20 protein-coding genes are annotated in these 15,480 nt (G+C 41.0%); 7 read left to right on the top strand and 13 right to left on the bottom strand.

What is annotated here, in order from left to right:
- Positions 1-18 precede the first annotated feature (18 nt).
- Together nadC and nadB are read right to left on the bottom strand one after the other, a co-directional pair.
- Positions 19-855, bottom strand: coding sequence for a carboxylating nicotinate-nucleotide diphosphorylase (gene nadC / locus MKX82_RS08530; RefSeq protein ID WP_341076394.1), 837 nt, complete (start codon positions 853-855; stop codon positions 19-21).
- The gene (nadB, locus tag MKX82_RS08525; protein ID WP_341076390.1) at positions 824-2,392 is read right to left on the bottom strand and encodes an L-aspartate oxidase; all 1,569 of its coding nucleotides are present in this window, start codon (positions 2,390-2,392) and stop codon (positions 824-826) included. Before nadB ends, nadC begins: the two co-directional genes overlap by 32 nt.
- A 101-nt stretch (positions 2,393-2,493) precedes the next feature.
- Here nadB and MKX82_RS08520 point away from each other — a divergent pair, with 101 nt between their 5' ends.
- Positions 2,494-3,612, top strand: a complete 1,119-nt coding sequence (locus tag MKX82_RS08520; protein WP_341076388.1) for an IscS subfamily cysteine desulfurase — start codon at positions 2,494-2,496, stop codon at positions 3,610-3,612.
- Positions 3,613-3,631: 19 nt separating this feature from the next.
- On the opposite strand, the gene MKX82_RS08515 is transcribed toward MKX82_RS08520, so the two are convergent.
- The 4 genes from MKX82_RS08515 to MKX82_RS08500 all read right to left on the bottom strand — a co-directional run bounded on the left by MKX82_RS08515 (position 3,632) and on the right by MKX82_RS08500 (position 6,038).
- A complete protein-coding gene (locus tag MKX82_RS08515; protein WP_237941273.1) occupies positions 3,632-4,225 on the bottom strand; it encodes a TetR/AcrR family transcriptional regulator in 594 nt (197 codons plus the stop codon).
- Positions 4,226-4,237: 12 nt separating this feature from the next.
- Positions 4,238-4,549 carry a DMT family transporter gene (locus tag MKX82_RS08510; protein WP_245399861.1) on the bottom strand — a complete coding sequence of 104 codons (312 nt, stop codon included), beginning with the start codon at positions 4,547-4,549 and terminating at the stop codon, positions 4,238-4,240.
- Positions 4,549-4,890, bottom strand: coding sequence for a DMT family transporter (locus tag MKX82_RS08505; RefSeq protein ID WP_233314175.1), 342 nt, complete (start codon positions 4,888-4,890; stop codon positions 4,549-4,551). Before MKX82_RS08505 ends, MKX82_RS08510 begins: the two co-directional genes overlap by 1 nt.
- A gap of 185 nt (positions 4,891-5,075) precedes the next feature.
- Entirely contained in the window at positions 5,076-6,038 is a 963-nt protein-coding gene (locus tag MKX82_RS08500) for a glycoside hydrolase family 43 protein (protein ID WP_251647118.1), read from the bottom strand.
- A 247-nt stretch (positions 6,039-6,285) separates the two neighbouring features.
- Here MKX82_RS08500 and MKX82_RS08495 point away from each other — a divergent pair, with 247 nt between their 5' ends.
- Entirely contained in the window at positions 6,286-7,545 is a 1,260-nt protein-coding gene (locus MKX82_RS08495; protein WP_341079479.1) for an erythromycin esterase family protein, read from the top strand.
- 44 nt (positions 7,546-7,589) lie between these two features.
- Here MKX82_RS08495 and MKX82_RS08490 read toward each other — a convergent pair whose 3' ends face one another.
- The gene (locus MKX82_RS08490) at positions 7,590-8,237 is read right to left on the bottom strand and encodes a YcnI family copper-binding membrane protein (protein WP_251647119.1); all 648 of its coding nucleotides are present in this window, start codon (positions 8,235-8,237) and stop codon (positions 7,590-7,592) included.
- A gap of 547 nt (positions 8,238-8,784) precedes the next feature.
- Here MKX82_RS08490 and MKX82_RS08485 point away from each other — a divergent pair.
- Positions 8,785-9,546, top strand: a complete 762-nt coding sequence (locus MKX82_RS08485) for an SDR family oxidoreductase (protein ID WP_341076381.1) — start codon at positions 8,785-8,787, stop codon at positions 9,544-9,546.
- A 32-nt stretch (positions 9,547-9,578) separates the two neighbouring features.
- Here MKX82_RS08485 and MKX82_RS08480 read toward each other — a convergent pair whose 3' ends face one another.
- Positions 9,579-10,337: a class I SAM-dependent DNA methyltransferase gene (locus MKX82_RS08480; RefSeq protein WP_341076380.1), complete on the bottom strand. Its 759-nt coding sequence runs from the start codon at positions 10,335-10,337 to the stop codon at positions 9,579-9,581.
- Between the two features lie 90 nt (positions 10,338-10,427).
- Between MKX82_RS08480 and MKX82_RS08475 the strand changes: the two genes are divergently transcribed.
- Positions 10,428-10,664, top strand: a complete 237-nt coding sequence (locus MKX82_RS08475; protein WP_233314180.1) for a hypothetical protein — start codon at positions 10,428-10,430, stop codon at positions 10,662-10,664.
- Between the two features lie 48 nt (positions 10,665-10,712).
- Here MKX82_RS08475 and MKX82_RS08470 read toward each other — a convergent pair whose 3' ends face one another.
- From MKX82_RS08470 to MKX82_RS08450, 5 genes are all read right to left on the bottom strand, one after another.
- On the bottom strand, positions 10,713-11,144 hold the full coding sequence (locus MKX82_RS08470; RefSeq protein WP_341076376.1) for a hypothetical protein: 432 nt from the start codon (positions 11,142-11,144) through the stop codon (positions 10,713-10,715).
- A 73-nt stretch (positions 11,145-11,217) separates the two neighbouring features.
- Entirely contained in the window at positions 11,218-11,679 is a 462-nt protein-coding gene (locus MKX82_RS08465; RefSeq protein WP_233314182.1) for a DinB family protein, read from the bottom strand.
- 27 nt (positions 11,680-11,706) lie between these two features.
- The gene (locus tag MKX82_RS08460) at positions 11,707-12,570 is read right to left on the bottom strand and encodes an AraC family transcriptional regulator (RefSeq protein ID WP_341076372.1); all 864 of its coding nucleotides are present in this window, start codon (positions 12,568-12,570) and stop codon (positions 11,707-11,709) included.
- Positions 12,571-12,757: 187 nt separating this feature from the next.
- Complete coding sequence (locus tag MKX82_RS08455; protein ID WP_233314184.1) at positions 12,758-12,988, bottom strand: hypothetical protein; 231 nt, start codon at positions 12,986-12,988, stop codon at positions 12,758-12,760.
- Positions 12,989-13,094: 106 nt separating this feature from the next.
- Positions 13,095-13,718 carry a TVP38/TMEM64 family protein gene (locus MKX82_RS08450; protein WP_233314185.1) on the bottom strand — a complete coding sequence of 208 codons (624 nt, stop codon included), beginning with the start codon at positions 13,716-13,718 and terminating at the stop codon, positions 13,095-13,097.
- A gap of 309 nt (positions 13,719-14,027) precedes the next feature.
- Here MKX82_RS08450 and MKX82_RS08445 point away from each other — a divergent pair, with 309 nt between their 5' ends.
- The 3 genes from MKX82_RS08445 (at position 14,028) to MKX82_RS08435 (ending at position 15,480) form a co-directional block, all read left to right on the top strand.
- The gene (locus MKX82_RS08445; RefSeq protein ID WP_233314186.1) at positions 14,028-14,267 is read left to right on the top strand and encodes a YueH family protein; all 240 of its coding nucleotides are present in this window, start codon (positions 14,028-14,030) and stop codon (positions 14,265-14,267) included.
- A gap of 126 nt (positions 14,268-14,393) precedes the next feature.
- Positions 14,394-14,897: a GNAT family N-acetyltransferase gene (locus MKX82_RS08440; protein WP_233314187.1), complete on the top strand. Its 504-nt coding sequence runs from the start codon at positions 14,394-14,396 to the stop codon at positions 14,895-14,897.
- Positions 14,898-15,063: 166 nt separating this feature from the next.
- Positions 15,064-15,480 carry a BlaI/MecI/CopY family transcriptional regulator gene (locus tag MKX82_RS08435; RefSeq protein WP_233314188.1) on the top strand — a complete coding sequence of 139 codons (417 nt, stop codon included), beginning with the start codon at positions 15,064-15,066 and terminating at the stop codon, positions 15,478-15,480.

Raw genomic sequence — 15,480 nt, 5'->3', positions numbered from 1 at the left:
CCCCCTCCTATTTCTTCTCTAGTCCAGTTTTACTTGGACGCTAATATCAAGTGCTTGTGCAGAATGTGTTAAAAAGCCTAGTGAAATATAATCAACACCACAATCTTTATAGGAAGCTAAATTGGCTAATGTTATGCCGCCAGACGCTTCTGTTGTCACTGTTTCCGGAACATGTGTAATCCAATCTGCTATTTCAGCAGGTGTGCGGTTGTCAAACATGATTACATCTGCTCCTGCTGCAAGTGCCTCTGTCATTTGTGCAAATGATTCTGTCTCTACTTCCACCTTAACCATATGGCCAATAGAATTTTTGACTGCCCGAACGGCCTCCGTAATACTGCCAGCAAAAGCAATATGGTTATCCTTTATCATGACGGCATCGTATAAACCAAACCGGTGATTAAATCCGCCCCCGACTGTGACGGCGTATTTTTCAAGCATTCTTAGGCCTGGTGTCGTTTTTCTTGTATCGCATATTTTTGTATAGCCGCTGTTAAGTGCTTCAACTGCCTTGTTTGTAATGGTAGCTATACCGCTCATTCTCTGAATCAGATTAAGAATAACTCGCTCTCCTTTCAGCAAATGGACAACAGCGCCACTAACGGTTGCAATTGGCTGACCAGGCTCCAGTTTTTGTCCGTCTTCTATATGCAGTTGGATCTTGATTGAGTTATCAAGAATAAGAAAACCTTGTTCAATTATGTCTGTTCCGCAAAAAATGCCACTTGCTTTGGACAGGAATATAATTTCTCCTGTTTGTTTCTTTGGAAAAATGATGTCTGTTGTTAAGTCCCGATCGCCAATATCCTCCATAAAAAATTGTTCAAGTTGCTGTCGCAATTTTAGCTGATTCATTTGCCACACCCTTTTCTTCGTATCGATTTAAAATGATTGTTTTCTTTCTCCAGCTGTCTGATTCTTGTGGATAATCACTGCGATAGTGACCGCCTCTGCTTTCTGTCCTTTGCAAAGATGCCTTTGTGATTAACTGTGCTGTCAGCACCATGAAGTATGTCTCATACTCTTCCTTGGTGTAATTGGTTGTATGCTCTTCTCCTTTTTCCCCGCGCAGCAAAGACTCTAACCAAAATAAATGGTCTTGCAGTTTTTGCTCTGTTCTCACAATCCCGACTGCTTCCATCGTTCTTTTTTGCAGTTCCTTTCTGATGGGAAGCTTAGTCACATAGTGCTGGCGGGAAGCCGCTTCCTTCCAGGCAGAAGTTATACAGGGCTGTTCATTCAGCCGGTTCGCCAGCTCGCTGCCCATATACAGTCCTTCAAGCAAAGAATTGCTGGCTAAACGGTTAGCACCGTGCAAGCCAGTGCAGGCTGCTTCGCCAATTGCATAAAGGCCGTTAATCGATGTTCTGCCCCCTAAATCTGTTTCAATTCCGCCCATTAGGAAATGGCAGCCTGGAGCAACCGGAATTCTGTTTCGTCGCAAATCAACGCCATGCTGCTGACATAAAGAGGAGATGGCGGGGAAACGGGCTGTAAAGTTTGGTACAGTCGAAATATCTAAATAAACAGATTCCCCTGCTTGTAAGTATCGATAAATCTCCTGTGAAACGATATGTCTTGGAGCTAAGTCGCCTAAAGGATGGACTCCCTCCATAATCCGAACTCCCTTTTCATTTACAAGCACCGCACCTTCTCCTCTGACCGCTTCAGAGACAAGCCCTGCGGTTTTGCCATTTAAATACAGCAAGGTCGGATGGAATTGAATAAACTCCATGTCTGCGATATTCGCTCCTGCCAAATAAGCGAGCGCTATGCCGTCGCCTGTAATAGTTTGGGCATTTGAGGTATATTCATAAACCTGGCCGCAGCCTCCCGTGGCAATAATTGTCTGGTCTGCATAAAAGCTTTTCTCTGTACCATCATCCAGAATGCCTTTTGCACCAATGCAGCTGCCGCATTCTGACAGAATCAGCTCATGAACTAACACGTTTTCCGTCACCTTTACATGCGGCGGCATCGTTGCTGCGAGGAACTCCATTACCTTTTTCCCTGTCTCATCTCCTCCGCTATGGACAATTCGTTTTTTCGAATGAGCTCCTTCCATGCCGAGATTCCAGCTCCCTGTGACATCTTGATCAAATTGACAGCCCGCTGCCGCCAAATCATGGAGAAGAATTGGTGCCGCACTGGTTACCTTTTTGACAGCATCGGCATGGTTGTGGAATCTGCCTGCTTCTAAGGTGTCAAGGGCGTGCAGCTGAAAACTATCGTCAGCACTTATGCTTGCGGCAATTCCACCTTGCGCTAAGTAAGAATTGCTGCTGAAAATGGTGCCTTTTGTGAGAATCATCACATTTAAATGTGGAGAAAGCTTCCGTGCCAGCTGTAAGCTAGCCATTCCACTGCCAATTATTAATACATTTACCTTCATCTTTAGCCCTCCTGTTTTAACAGGTGTCTTGACACATATATTTACATAGATTTACACTATTGACAAGAGTTTTTTTAGAAAAGTCTTGGAAGGGTGAGGAAATGATTTACTTGGATTATGCAGCAACATGTCCCCTTGATGCAGATGCTGGCAAGACCTATATCGAGGCAGCAAGCGACTATTTTGGAAACAGCAGCAGCCTCCATTCTATCGGCGGAAAAGCAACTGATTTATTGGAAAGCTGCCGGGAGGAAATGGCACGCTTGCTTAGCGTTGAAAGAGTAGGCATATACTTTACAAGCGGCGGAACAGAAAGTAATTTTCTCGCAATCCATGCCCTTTTGTCTGTGAAAAAAAAGGCAGGCAATCATATTATTACAACAGAAAGTGAACATTCTTCTATTCACGGAACGATGAAATGGCTGGAAAAGCAAGGGTACGAGATTACGTATTTGCCACTATCACCTCAAGGGATGGTTGATGCCGATTTGCTGCAAGCTGCTATTAAGCCGGAAACAGTGCTCGTGTCGATTCAGCATGTTAATGCAGAGATTGGGGCAATTCAGCCGATCGCAGCAATCGGCAAAATCTTAAAAGAAAAAGATATCTACTTTCATAGTGATATGGTTCAAAGCTTTGGGAAAATAGATATAAGCTCCATTTCTAATACAGTGGATGCCTTGTCGATTTCAAGCCATAAGTTTTACGGACCAAAGGGAATTGGTTTAGCGTATGTCTCCCCCTTGATTCCATGGACTGGCTTTCTTCCTGGCTCTACTCATGAAAAGGGCTTTAGGGCAGGAACGGTGAACATTGCCGGGATTGCTGCAATGACGACAGCCGCACAAAAATCTGTACGTACATTAGCAGCAGAAAGGGCGCATTATCAAGGATTAAGAGAGATCGTGCAAAAACGGGCAAAACACAATGTTTCATTAACTGTATTTCAGTGTGAACACCAGCTTCCGTCGATTATCGGGATGAGGATTCATGGATTAGAAGGCCAATGGACAATGCTTGAATGCAACAGGAGGGGATTTGCGATTTCAACAGGAAGCGCATGTCAAACAGGACAACAAGCTCCTTCCAAAACAATGAAGGCAATGGGGCTATGTGATGGAAGTGCAAAAGAATTTATTCGCATTTCATTCGGCAGACAAACAAAACCTGCTCATGTGGAGGCCTTTATGGAAACAGTTGAAGCACTTGCAATAAAATAAAAAAGAGAGGGTCGCTTTTTCAGGCGATTCCCTCTCTCTTGTCCAATGCCTGCCAATAAATCTTCCAGCAAGCCTCGAGCTTTTCTTCTGCTTTTTTTTCTGTATGGTCATAAACGAGCTCAACCATAATACTCATTAGAATACCTGTATAAGCAATAGTCAACGACCTTGCGTCAGGTCCTGTAATTAAATCTTCGTCCAGCCATTTTCTGAAAGATTGCTCAAGCATGTTTTCTTGGAGTACTTCTACCTCAAGCACCTCATCTAAAATCGTTTCATATAGATGGCTTGGCGGAAAGAAGCTCATGCGCAGCCAAAACTTCAAGCTTTGGTTTTCTTCAAACATTTGCTTAACTGCTACTAAATAGCTATATAAAAATGTTTTCGGACTACTATTTTCCGTCTCGCTGAAATAAGCTTGCTTCATCTCAATTTCAGCTGCTTTCGCCTCTCTAAGTACCTCAAGAAACAAAGCGTCTTTACTGCTGAAGTGTGAATAAATGGAAGATTTTTTTATACCGACCTCTTCGGCAATTTTCGAAAGGGAAGCTCCTTCATAGCCAGACTGTGTGAAATGCTTGAGGGCTGCTACCTTTAAATCGTCTTTTTTCACCGTACTCCTCCTTTAGCCAATTAACTTTAAGCCGATTGCCGCTGCTAAAATAAGTCCGATGAATAACAGCCTTTTTGCTTCGCGCGGTTCTCCGTATAGAAACATGCCGAGCAGTGCTGAACCGACTGTACCGATTCCTGTCCAAACACCGTAGGCAGTTCCCATCGGAATAGTGTTCATAGCATATGATAGCAGAGAAAAGCTGCATGCAAAACCGATAATCAGCAAAACCACTGCATCCCATTTTTTCATGGCTGCCCTTTTCATGTTCACGACACCGAACACTTCAAATAATCCTGCTCCAACCAATGCTAACCAAGCCATTATGATCCTTCCCCTTCTGTGCTGTTTTCGTCTGTGACTAGCTTTAAGCCGACGACTCCTACAAGTAATACAACAACAAGCACGAGCTTTATGATGCGGAATGGTTCACCGAAAAAGACCATTTCCGCAATGACCGTCCCCATTGTGCCTAGGCCTGTAAATACAGCATATACCGTTCCTACTGGCAGATATCTTGTCGCATATATTAGCACGACAAAGCTGATGATAATTGCAGCAATAGTGCCTGCCCACTCTATTACGCTGTTGGCATGCTTTAAGCCGGACACCCACACAACCTCCATTAAGCCTGCGGCAAGCACCATTATCCAATGTCGATTCATTGCTGTTCCTCCTTCACAAAATCACCTACCGACCGTTCGTTAGTATTATTTCACATCAATAATTATAAGTCAATACTTTATGCTCACTCTAAAAACAACAACAATAATAGGAAACATACTATAAAAAGCAGCGGTTTTCAAACAATTGTCCAAAACCCGCTGCTTTTTATATTGTTATATTATCGCTAATAGGTTGGCCAACCGCTTGAATCCCAATACAAATCATTGATCAGCATTGTCGGCATACCATTGTTCAGTGCATCATAGGAATGACGGACAATGATGTTATTGTTCAAAATATCAGAATGACCCGGCCCTTTCCAACGGTCATTGCCTGTATCAAAAATCGTACCGCCACCATTTAACATATTGACACCATTCTTATCTACATAAGGTCCAGTAATTGATGTAGAACGGCCAACCGCCATTTTATATGTGCTGTTCACACCTTGACAGCAGCTGTCAAAGGATACAAATAAATAGTAATAACCGTTACGGTAAACGATATTTGGCGCTTCAACTGCACCATTATTATTCGGCCTTGATGCAATGGAATACAAACTGCCTGTCGGCTTCATCGTTGTCTTGTCAAGACGAGTCAGCTTGATGCCACTCCAAAATGATCCGAATGACATCCATGGATTTCCATCTTTGTCAATGACAAGATCGCCGTCGATTGCGTTATAATTATTCGACGAAGTGGAACGGATAACAAGACCATCATCGCGCCATTGTCCGGACGAGATACTTGGTGTGGAAAGCAATCCGATTAACGATGTGTTAGAACCAAAGGAAGATACAGAATAATACAGCCAGTATCTTCCATTATAGTAGCTGATATCTGGTGCCCATTGGTTTTTCTCATAGTTAGGCACATAATTAGCCCACCATGCTGGAGCAGTCGGGAAAATCGTCGGCGCTTGATACCAGTTTGTGCCGTTATCTGAACGAAGCACTCTAATGCCATTTGGGCTTCCAGTTCCAAATGTATACCATGTGTTGCCTTCTTTTATGATAGACGGATCATGTATTTGCAAATCTCCTGTTAAATTCCAAAAGCTGGCTGACGCTGAGCTAGTGATAGAGAAGCAAGCAACAAGGACAAGTAAAGCAATTTTAAACGAAAATTTTTTCCCTTTCCTTTTCATCGTTATCCCCTCTTTTCTCAAAATGAAAAGCGTTGTAAATCTGTACGGACATCCTCCCTCCCTTTTTAATGCCAAACAATGGTATTATTCTCTTTCACACAGTGAAAACCCTTTCATTTTTTCGCGAATTTTGCAGTTTTTTTCCGTTTTTTCTATTTTTATTTTCGGTTTCTATCCTATTGCATACATCTGATAGGAAAGAACAAGCTATTTCTATACCATTACTTATACGGAGGAGTTAGAAATGCTGATAAAAATCAACAAGCAGATTGAAAATATTCAAAAGCATAGTAAACCTTTTCACACTATTGATGATCTCGCCCCACTAATTAAAAAAGCAGGAAAAGTAAAATATGTCTTGCTTGGGGAAGCAACACACGGCACGTCAGAGTTTTATTCCCTTCGAGCTGAAATTACGAAAAAACTGATTGAAGACCACGGTTTTTCTTTTGTTGCTGTTGAAGGAGACTGGCCCTCTTGCTTTGAGGCTAATAGTTATATTAAGAATCGTTCAACAGCCGATCGGGCAGACGATGTGCTAGGCCATTTTAACCGCTGGCCGACTTGGATGTGGGCCAATCAAGAAATCATCCCACTCCTTGAATGGCTCAAAAACTACAATAGCAAGCAAGATTCAGACAAAATGGCAGGTTTTTATGGCTTGGATGTCTACAGTCTGTGGGAATCTATGGAGGCCATTATTCAATATCTGCAAAAAACAAATTCGCCACATATTGATAAAGCTTTAAAAGCGATTGAATGCTTTGAGCCGTATAATCGGAAACCACAAACATACGGAATGTCAGCTGCTCTTTTAGGGGAAAGCTGCCGACAGGAAGTGCTTGACGTGCTGCAATCCATCCGCAAGCACAGTGAGTCAAATTCAGAGGAGCAGCTAAGTCTTGAAATCAATTCATTAGTTTCCAAAAATGCCGAAAACTATTATAAAACAATGATTACAGATGACCAGGAATCATGGAATATCCGAGATCATCATATGGTTGAAGCATTATCAAACATCAGCAAATTTTATGGCAGTGAAGCAAAAGGAATCATCTGGGAGCATAATACCCATATTGGTGATGCCCGGGCAACAACCATGAAGTTAGAAGGCTTAGAAAATGTCGGTCAAATCACTCGTGAAAAATTTGGCAAGGAAAACATCTTTTCAGTCGGGTTTGGGACATATACTGGAACGGTGATTGCTGCCGAAAAATGGGGAGCGCCCTTTGAAATCATGCCGTTGCCAAAAGCAATGCGCGGCAGCTGGGAAGAGCTGCTGCATCGGGCAGGTGCGCATGATAAATTCCTAATTTTCACAGATGAAAACAAGCATCTTTTTGAAGAACGAGTAGGACATCGAGCAGTTGGTGTCGTGTATCATCCTGAATATGAAAAATACGGCAACTATGTGCCCTCCAGCATTTCCGAACGTTACGACAGCTTTATTCATGTAGATAAAACGCAGGCTCTCTCCCCTTTGCCTGTTGAAGTAAAAGAAGAGTAACCTAAAGAAAAGGGAGCAGTTGTCTGCTCCCTTTAAGTGATGGCTTATTTTCTTCTCATAAATGTCATGATAATGGCGATCACTGATATAACAATCGCAGCAATGGATAAGATTGTGCTAGTCGAAGAGCCAGCTTGGTCCTCATCACCTGCATCTGCTTCATCCGTTTCAGCTTCATCTTCATGTGTGTGTCCGTGGCTGTCTGTTGTTGCTGTTGAAGCAGCAATTTCTGTCACAGAGTGCGGTAGGTCTGCATCCTCATCCCCAGTCCATTCAACGATGCTTCCATCTGTATAGTATTGGAATGCATCCCATGCAACGTCCCCTGCTTCAGCAGGGTTTTGCGCAGTAAAGCTGAATTGGCGGTATTCGCCCGGTTTAATCGCTGCATCATCATTTGCAGCTTCCCATGTAACAGTAGTTACTTTATCATCATCATTAGTCTCTGTAGTTACATTCCAACCCTCAACAGGCTCATACATTTTAAAATCTACAGTATCAGGAATCTTGATAGCAACTTTATTTGTATTAATATCCTTTTCAACAGGTATTTTAACCGTATACGTTTCCCATGCCTCTGTTGTAGAAGAAGTAGGTTTTACGGTAACATGTGCGCTCGCTGGAAGTGCAATGAAGAAAACTGCCGCAAACGCGACTAAAAACGCCGTTAGCTTTCTTTTCGTATGTATCATGCTTTTAACTCCTTTTGTTCTTTTTTTCACAAGTGCTGGTAACTAAACACTATGCGAATAGTAATAAGTCCTTTTTATCTTAACAGAATTATAAAGCGCTTCACATTAAAAATGTGTCTGTTTTGTGAATAATTCATCATGACCATTTTTGCCAAAAAGTTTATTTTTAAAACGCAGATTTAAATAACATCTATTTTTTGCATTAACAGTCACATAACTGTCACAAATTAGTAATTTCCTCCCTTAAAAAACAGCCAATATTTGCAGTAAGCTTGTAGTAACTACATTCTTTAGAATCAGGTGATGGATATGCAACTAGGGCAAAAAGTAATATACAAACATAAAATTCATTACTTTTTTTATGATCACGGCAATGGCTTGTGGGAAATACAAGATATCGTGACAAAATCGATTATTCTTGTAACATGCGACGCTATCATTCATCGGATCAAATAAAAGTTCTTTTAAGCAATTATTTTTGCTGTATATAGGAAAAGCTGTATAGTATATTTTGAAAACATTTTTTTGTAAAAGGAGTCTGGGGGATATGAAGCTGACTGGTAATACAATCCTGCTTACAGGAGGAGGCTCAGGTATAGGACTTGCCTTTGCCGAGCGCTTTCTGAAACGAGACAATACAGTCATTATTGTGGGCAGAAATGAAGCAAAATTAGAGGAAGCAAAAAAAGCCTATCCAGGACTTATAACGAAATCCTGCGACTTGACGGATGAGCAGTCCCGGATTGATTTGGCTCAATGGGTTCTTACAGAATACCCGTCTTTGAATGTTTTAGTGAACAATGCGGGTATCCAGCAGCGAGTAAATTTAAAAAATGCAGCAGAGTCATGGAGCTATTATGAAAAAGAAATCACTTCTAATTTAAACGCTCCGATTCATTTGACACTGCTGCTTGCAGACCATTTAATCAGAAAAGACAATGCAGCAATCATGAATGTCACTTCTGGACTGTCTCTTACTCCAGGTGTATGGGTGCCGATATACAGTGCTACAAAAGCAGGTTTACGGTCCTTCACAAAGTCGTTGCGCCTTCAATTCGAAGACGCTGGTGTTGAAGTAATTGAAGTGCTGCCGCCAGCTGTCAATACAGATTTAGGAGGGGCGGGACTTCATACATTCGGTGCTCCGCTTGACGATTTTGCGAATGGAATTTTTGAAGGATTAGAATTGGGCTTAACTGAAATTGCTTACGGAGGAGCTGCTGATCGCCTTCATACAACCATTAAAGAAAATGATGAACAAACAGCGAAAGTTTGGGCTGGTTTTAAGCAAAACAATCCTGACTTTTAAAAGGGGCGGACAGCAGTGTTGCTGTCCTCTTGTTATTTCCTGCAAATACAAATCATGTTCTGGCTGCCGTTTTTTAAAGGGGTTTTGTTCCAATCCTCATATATAGCAACCATTTCAAGCTGATGACTAGCTAACAGTCGTTTCAGCTCCTGCGGGTACACATAGCGGAGCTTAATATTCGTTCTGCTTTCTTTTTGCACTTCCCCGTTTTCCTTGATAAATTTACGGATTGTTACATAATGCTGAATTTGTCTTACATCATCATAATGGCTGATGGTAGAAAGCTGGACGGACAGACCGCTTTTGTGTTCTTTATATGTTTTCCAATATTCCTCTGTAACAGGCTGAAGCAATTCTTCTTTGCATGGAAATCTGGTATCAAAGATGAAATAGCCTCCTTCTTGGAGGGAAGCTGCGACACATTTGAGCAAGTTATCCTGATCTTCATTTGTCAAAAAATGCTGAAAGGAATTGCCGACCATGTACAGAAGCTTGCTTTTTTCTGCTAGTTTAAAGTCCGTTAAATCTGCATGCAGCCAATTAATTGATACATTCCGCTGAGCGCCTTTCTCCTTGGCGCGGTTTAGCATATTCTTTTGGATATCAATGCCTGTCACCGAAAACCCTAATTCTGCCAGAGGAATGGCAGTTCGTCCTGTTCCGCATGCAAGATCAGTTATTGGGCCACAGACAAGCTTGGCATATTCCGATAATAACGGCAGCTCTGGTTTATATGCTTCATTTTCCGCGTCGTATCGTTCAGGGTTTTCATATTCTTCAAAATTGCTCATCCGGCTTTCCCTCCCTTAGTATAAGTTCTATCTGATAACCTATCACCCATTATCCACCACCTTCATAAAGTATCGGTAAAGGAGGGGAAAATGACAGTGTATCGTACAACAAGATTGCATGGGGGCGCACCTGTAGTAGCAGGTGTACATGTTGCACCCGTAGCCGCACACATGCCTGGAGCATTGACTGGCTTTGTGGCACCAACATCAGGCTTCGGTGCAGGTAATCCAACTATTATCTATCCATATAAGCAGTTTCCTGCCTATATGAGTCCAAACCCATTTTACCATTATTATCCTTACTATCCACCGTATTATCGCCATTAATCCATAACAAAAAAGCATTTCGTATATAGAACGAAATGCTTTTTTTGTTTAGACAATTGGTGCTTGTGCTGTATTTTTCGGCTTTCTCCACCCAAGCACAGTTATGCTTAAGCCGCCGACAGAAAAGATTATTCCGGCAATACTCAGTACTAATTCTCCGATATTCTTCTCACCTGCTGCTCCAGGACCATTTGTGCCATTCATGGCAGGTATATTTCCTCCCTGACTTGGATCAAAACCAGAAGTTGTGCTGTCAGTAGAAGCTTCTGTATCTGTTGTGCTTGTATCTGTGCTTTGTGCTGTATTAGTACTTGACGTGTCGGTACTGCTTCCATTCATTTGCATACTTGGTGCTTGTCCTCCCATCTGTGCTCCATCTGGAACAGATCCTGAGCTGAAGTAAGATGTGATTCCTAGTACTGATTGTGCAAGCAATAATAGCATAGCGGCAATTACCGCGAAATGTTGTAGTTTTTTCATTTATTTTCTCTCCTAATTCATAATGTAGGTTCATTATGAGTTAAGAGTCTTAACTTTTACTTAACTTTTTATTTTAGAATAATCCTCTGCCGATAAAATTAGGATTAACTGGCGCTATTCCTAGTTCACGGGCCCACACAGACAACTGGCCGATATGATGAATCTCGTGGGCGATACAATGGTTAATAATTTCGCCTCTTGTAAATGTCTCCTTATTCCATGGTACTTTAATATGCTCATGCAGGTCTTTAGCAAGCTGTGCTGTCAGTATCTCCTCTATCTCCTGCTTCATTCTATCCGATAATGTCTTTACCTTCAAAAGACTGTTATAGTCAACCAGCGTAAACTCATCTGCATTCTTGCCGCTAAGAGCTGCTATCCAGCTATATTCTACATCGATAATATGAACGAGTGTTACGAGAATTCCTTGCACTCCTCCCGTTCTTTTCTGGAGGAGCTCTGCTTCCGGCAAGGTTTCACACCACTTCAGCCATTCATCTCGCACTTGCCAATTATATTGGAATAATGAATACATCTGTTCTCCTTTCTTTTCCTCTAAAGTTTATGATCTGTCAACTGGAATCCATATTTCTGAATAATAATCTTCACTATCCGGCTTTCCTTCTCCATACACCTCAAGCTGTGGCGAGTTTGTTTGGATATAGCCGCTTTTCGGGAACCACTCTGCATATATTTGCTTCCACGTGTTTTGTATACTATGAGGCATTGGTCCATGTACCTCAAACACAGCCCACTTTGATTGTGGAATAGTGATGGTTTCAAATCCTTCTGCCTTGTCTTTCGTTGTGGCTACTGCAATCCAGTAATCCATATCTTTAGTTGAGCTAGTAATCTCCGCACAAATTCCCAGTATCCCTTTAACACAACCATCATTCCATTCTGCAAGGGAATCAATCGTGCCATCACGATTAGCTTCCTCCCAAAAAAGCGGAATTCCCTTCAGGTTCTCTCCCTCTTTATACGAATAGGACTGCTTTTTCCCAATTGCTTGAAACTCATCCATATGGACAATCTTTACATTCATTGGTTCTGCTCCCTTCAAAACGATTTGTATAGCAAAAGGATTGTAAATCGTAAGCTTCCCCTTTCCCTTGCGGATAGCGCTTGGTGTTATTCCGTGCTGCTTGCGAAAAGCCTTCGTAAATGCCTCAGGAGACTCATAACCATATTTGATTGCTGCATCAATCACTCTTAAATCTTTATTCATCAACTCCTGCCCGGCAGCAGACAACCGCCTTCTCCGGATATACTCTCCGACAGTTGTGTCTGTCAGTACAGAGAACGTCCGCTGAAAGTGGAATGAAGACAGACAAGCCTGCTTAGCAATTGCTGCTGTCGAAAGCTCTTCATCAAGATGATCCTCGATATAATCAAGCGCCTTTTGCAATCCTTCCAGCCATGTCACTTACATCACATCCTTTTATTTTATATTAGCTTTTTCTGGTATTTCCCTGCCTGTTTTTTCTTGCTTTCCGCTAACAGATTGTAATCTTACTACACTTCTTTATTGCTGTTCCTTTTTCCTCCCCTTATTTAATAACAGGATTTATAAAAACAAAAAAAGTCCAGTAAAAACTGGACTTTTTCGTAAATTACGAGCTTCCTCCGCCGCCGTCACCGCCACAGCTGCCACCATCTCCGAAAGATGGACCACAATCATTGGAAGAATGAAAGCTATGTCCTCCATCATGGAAACCATTATTAGGTAAGTCCCAAGGCGTATAGCTTGCATGAGAAGATCGGGAACGCTTGGATGCCTTTGAGCTGTTCGTAAATAGAGATATAACTGACAGAATAATGACTAACAAGATAACAATATACATAATTTTCAGCCTCCTTTTATTGTTATACGGATTAACTGTTTATATAGTTTCAACTTTTTCACCAAAAATGTCAAAAGCTGCCTGAAAATTTTCCGGCAGCTTTTACTTATTTTGGATTAGATGAAGTTTTTACTTTATTTTTCCTTTGCTTTTGCACGAAATAAAGGCCGGCTGTAATTACTACGATGATCAGTACGATTAAAATCGGATTAATATCGGTTGACAAAAAGCCGTATGGTATTAAAGACAAAACAAAAAAGTACAAAAAGTTACCGATAGCTGTTCCTGTTACAAACCCTTTAAGAGAGATAGTTGTTACTGCAGCCAATATATTTAATATGCTTGTAGGGAAAAGCGGAAATATCCGTGCATAAAACACATAATGACCACCTTTATCCTCGATCTTCTTAAGTGCTTCGCCATGCGCTTTTTTTTGGACAAAATCCTGAAACCAATAGCGAACAGCTATAAATACAACAACTGCCGCAATAATACTTGATACCCAGCTCCAAAGAAATCCATAAAAAAAGCCAAAGGCATAGTAATTAATGGTAATGACAAGAATTAACGGTATGATTGTAAAGCTATTTTGTACAATCATGATAATTAAACTTAAAATAAGTGCATAAATCTCGTTATTTCGATAATAAGCTGTAAATTCCTCCAGCTTCCCGTTTCTGATTGCATGAAAAATTTCGAGTTCATATAACAAGAAACCGACCAGTAACACCGTTCCGGCAAAAGAAAGTAACTTCCATAAATTTTTTATAAGCTATCACCTTTTTCATATTTATATGGCCGGCTCCGCCAACCGGATACCGCTAAACGCCTAGGTTATGGTGTTTCGGCCAAATCTTTTAGCACTTTATTGTCTGCTCCCTCTTTACCTGTTAAACAGGCAAAAATAAACATGGATAATATATCGGTTTTATTATATTTCGGCAAATTCCTTTACAATTTGATTAAATTTGCCAAATATGCAAGATATGGTATTTAAAGAAGCGTATAATTGTCTGTAATCCCAAAAGGAGGTAATCCTATGGCTATTGTATTAGACACAAATTTAGGCCAGAAAGATACGGAGCTTTATATAACCCGTACGGAAGATGGACGAGTTATAGTAGCAATTCCAACCATCCATTGGTCTGCAGAGTTACAGCTAAGCGATGACGAAGTGAAACAAAATGAATATATTCAAGCCTCTCTTCAATTTCACATGTATGAAGGCGACATAACCGAATTGGCTGATAAGATACTTGAGCATACTGCAAAATGCTAACATATTTTTTTCTTTTTCACCACCTCCAAAATTACTGACTTTAAGGTTGCCCTTTTCCTTTGGACGAATGGTTCGACTTCTGCTACTCTATGTATATCCCATTTATTGTTTGAAGGAGTATTAAATATGAGTTATCTATTTACAAGTGAAAGGCTTGGCTTCCGCTTTTTGACTGATGAGGACCTAAAAGCATGCGAGTCATTTTGGGGCAGTGAAGAAGTTATGGCTTATACAGGTGGAAGCATTGAGGCAGCCTTACTGCCGCAAGTTATTCATTTCTATGAACAAACACACCAGGATTTTGGTGTTTCTGTATATGCTGTAGAAGAATTAGCGACAGGACGAATCATCGGTGCAGCAGGTTTTGATTTAGAAGCAAAATCAGAGGACATCGAGCTTATCTTCCATTTTATTAAAGATGTTTGGGGGCAAGGATACGGAGCTGAAGCAGCTGTTGCTTGTATTCAATATGCAGCAGAAGTGTATGAACCAAAAAGTATCATCGCCAAAGCAAGTGTTGAAAATAGACATGCTTTAAATGTTCTAGGCAGAATTGGCTTCTCTTACTTAGGAATTAATTATTCAGAAGACATCGAACAAGATGAGGCACTTTTCCAGCTTGTTTTGTAAATCACTTCTATAGGATGAGCACACATCTTGTTAAACACTGCTGATGGTGTGCTCTTTTAAGGTTTTTAGTTATTACGATTTATTTACTGTTTTGTTACACTGCACCTGATTCCTTGACTATGCACAATTTACTGCACTACAATATGTAGTGTGAGGTGCAACTATCATGAGAATTAATAAATTCAAAGTGCATGAAAAAGGATTAAATCGTTTTTTTGGCCCTTTAGAAGCCAAAATTATGGAATTGCTTTGGGAAAAAGATGAGCTTTCCATAAAAAAGGTGCAATTATACTTAGAACCTGACAAGACTGTAAGCTTTAATACCGTCATGACGGTCATGAACCGTTTAACAGACAAAGGATTTTTGCAAAAGCGCCATGAAGGGAGAACATCCCTTTATTCGCCGATTCTCACTAGAGATGACTTCTTAAATAAGCAATCAAAGGAGCTTACACATGAGCTGATGGATGAGTTCGGATCTAGTGTCGTTGTCAACCATATGCTTGATGCACTGCAAAATGTCGATGAAGGTTTAGTAGCAAAACTGGAACAAAAAATAAAAGATTTAAAAAAGGATCGATAA

Origin of the sequence: Niallia sp. FSL R7-0271, assembly GCF_038005785.1 — a bacterium.
Classification (GTDB): domain Bacteria; phylum Bacillota; class Bacilli; order Bacillales; family Cytobacillaceae; genus Niallia.
The sequence above is the reverse complement of the archived record's forward strand: the minus strand, read 5'-3'. Positions and strand labels throughout refer to the sequence as shown.

Excerpts from the sequence above, each read along its gene's own strand:
- nadC (WP_341076394.1), bottom strand. The coding sequence starts at position 855 with ATGAATCAGCTAAAATTGCGACAGCAACTTGAACAATTTTTTATGGAG.
- nadB (WP_341076390.1), bottom strand. The coding sequence starts at position 2,392 with ATGAAGGTAAATGTATTAATAATTGGCAGTGGAATGGCTAGCTTACAG.
- MKX82_RS08520 (WP_341076388.1), top strand. The coding sequence starts at position 2,494 with ATGATTTACTTGGATTATGCAGCAACATGTCCCCTTGATGCAGATGCT.
- MKX82_RS08510 (WP_245399861.1), bottom strand. The coding sequence starts at position 4,549 with ATGGCTTGGTTAGCATTGGTTGGAGCAGGATTATTTGAAGTGTTCGGT.
- MKX82_RS08505 (WP_233314175.1), bottom strand. The coding sequence starts at position 4,890 with ATGAATCGACATTGGATAATGGTGCTTGCCGCAGGCTTAATGGAGGTT.
- MKX82_RS08500 (WP_251647118.1), bottom strand. The coding sequence starts at position 6,038 with ATGAAAAGGAAAGGGAAAAAATTTTCGTTTAAAATTGCTTTACTTGTC.
- MKX82_RS08490 (WP_251647119.1), bottom strand. The coding sequence starts at position 8,237 with ATGATACATACGAAAAGAAAGCTAACGGCGTTTTTAGTCGCGTTTGCG.
- MKX82_RS08485 (WP_341076381.1), top strand. The coding sequence starts at position 8,785 with ATGAAGCTGACTGGTAATACAATCCTGCTTACAGGAGGAGGCTCAGGT.
- MKX82_RS08480 (WP_341076380.1), bottom strand. The coding sequence starts at position 10,337 with ATGAGCAATTTTGAAGAATATGAAAACCCTGAACGATACGACGCGGAA.
- MKX82_RS08475 (WP_233314180.1), top strand. The coding sequence starts at position 10,428 with ATGACAGTGTATCGTACAACAAGATTGCATGGGGGCGCACCTGTAGTA.
- MKX82_RS08470 (WP_341076376.1), bottom strand. The coding sequence starts at position 11,144 with ATGAAAAAACTACAACATTTCGCGGTAATTGCCGCTATGCTATTATTG.
- MKX82_RS08465 (WP_233314182.1), bottom strand. The coding sequence starts at position 11,679 with ATGTATTCATTATTCCAATATAATTGGCAAGTGCGAGATGAATGGCTG.
- MKX82_RS08455 (WP_233314184.1), bottom strand. The coding sequence starts at position 12,988 with ATGTATATTGTTATCTTGTTAGTCATTATTCTGTCAGTTATATCTCTA.
- MKX82_RS08445 (WP_233314186.1), top strand. The coding sequence starts at position 14,028 with ATGGCTATTGTATTAGACACAAATTTAGGCCAGAAAGATACGGAGCTT.
- MKX82_RS08440 (WP_233314187.1), top strand. The coding sequence starts at position 14,394 with ATGAGTTATCTATTTACAAGTGAAAGGCTTGGCTTCCGCTTTTTGACT.
- MKX82_RS08435 (WP_233314188.1), top strand. The coding sequence starts at position 15,064 with ATGAGAATTAATAAATTCAAAGTGCATGAAAAAGGATTAAATCGTTTT.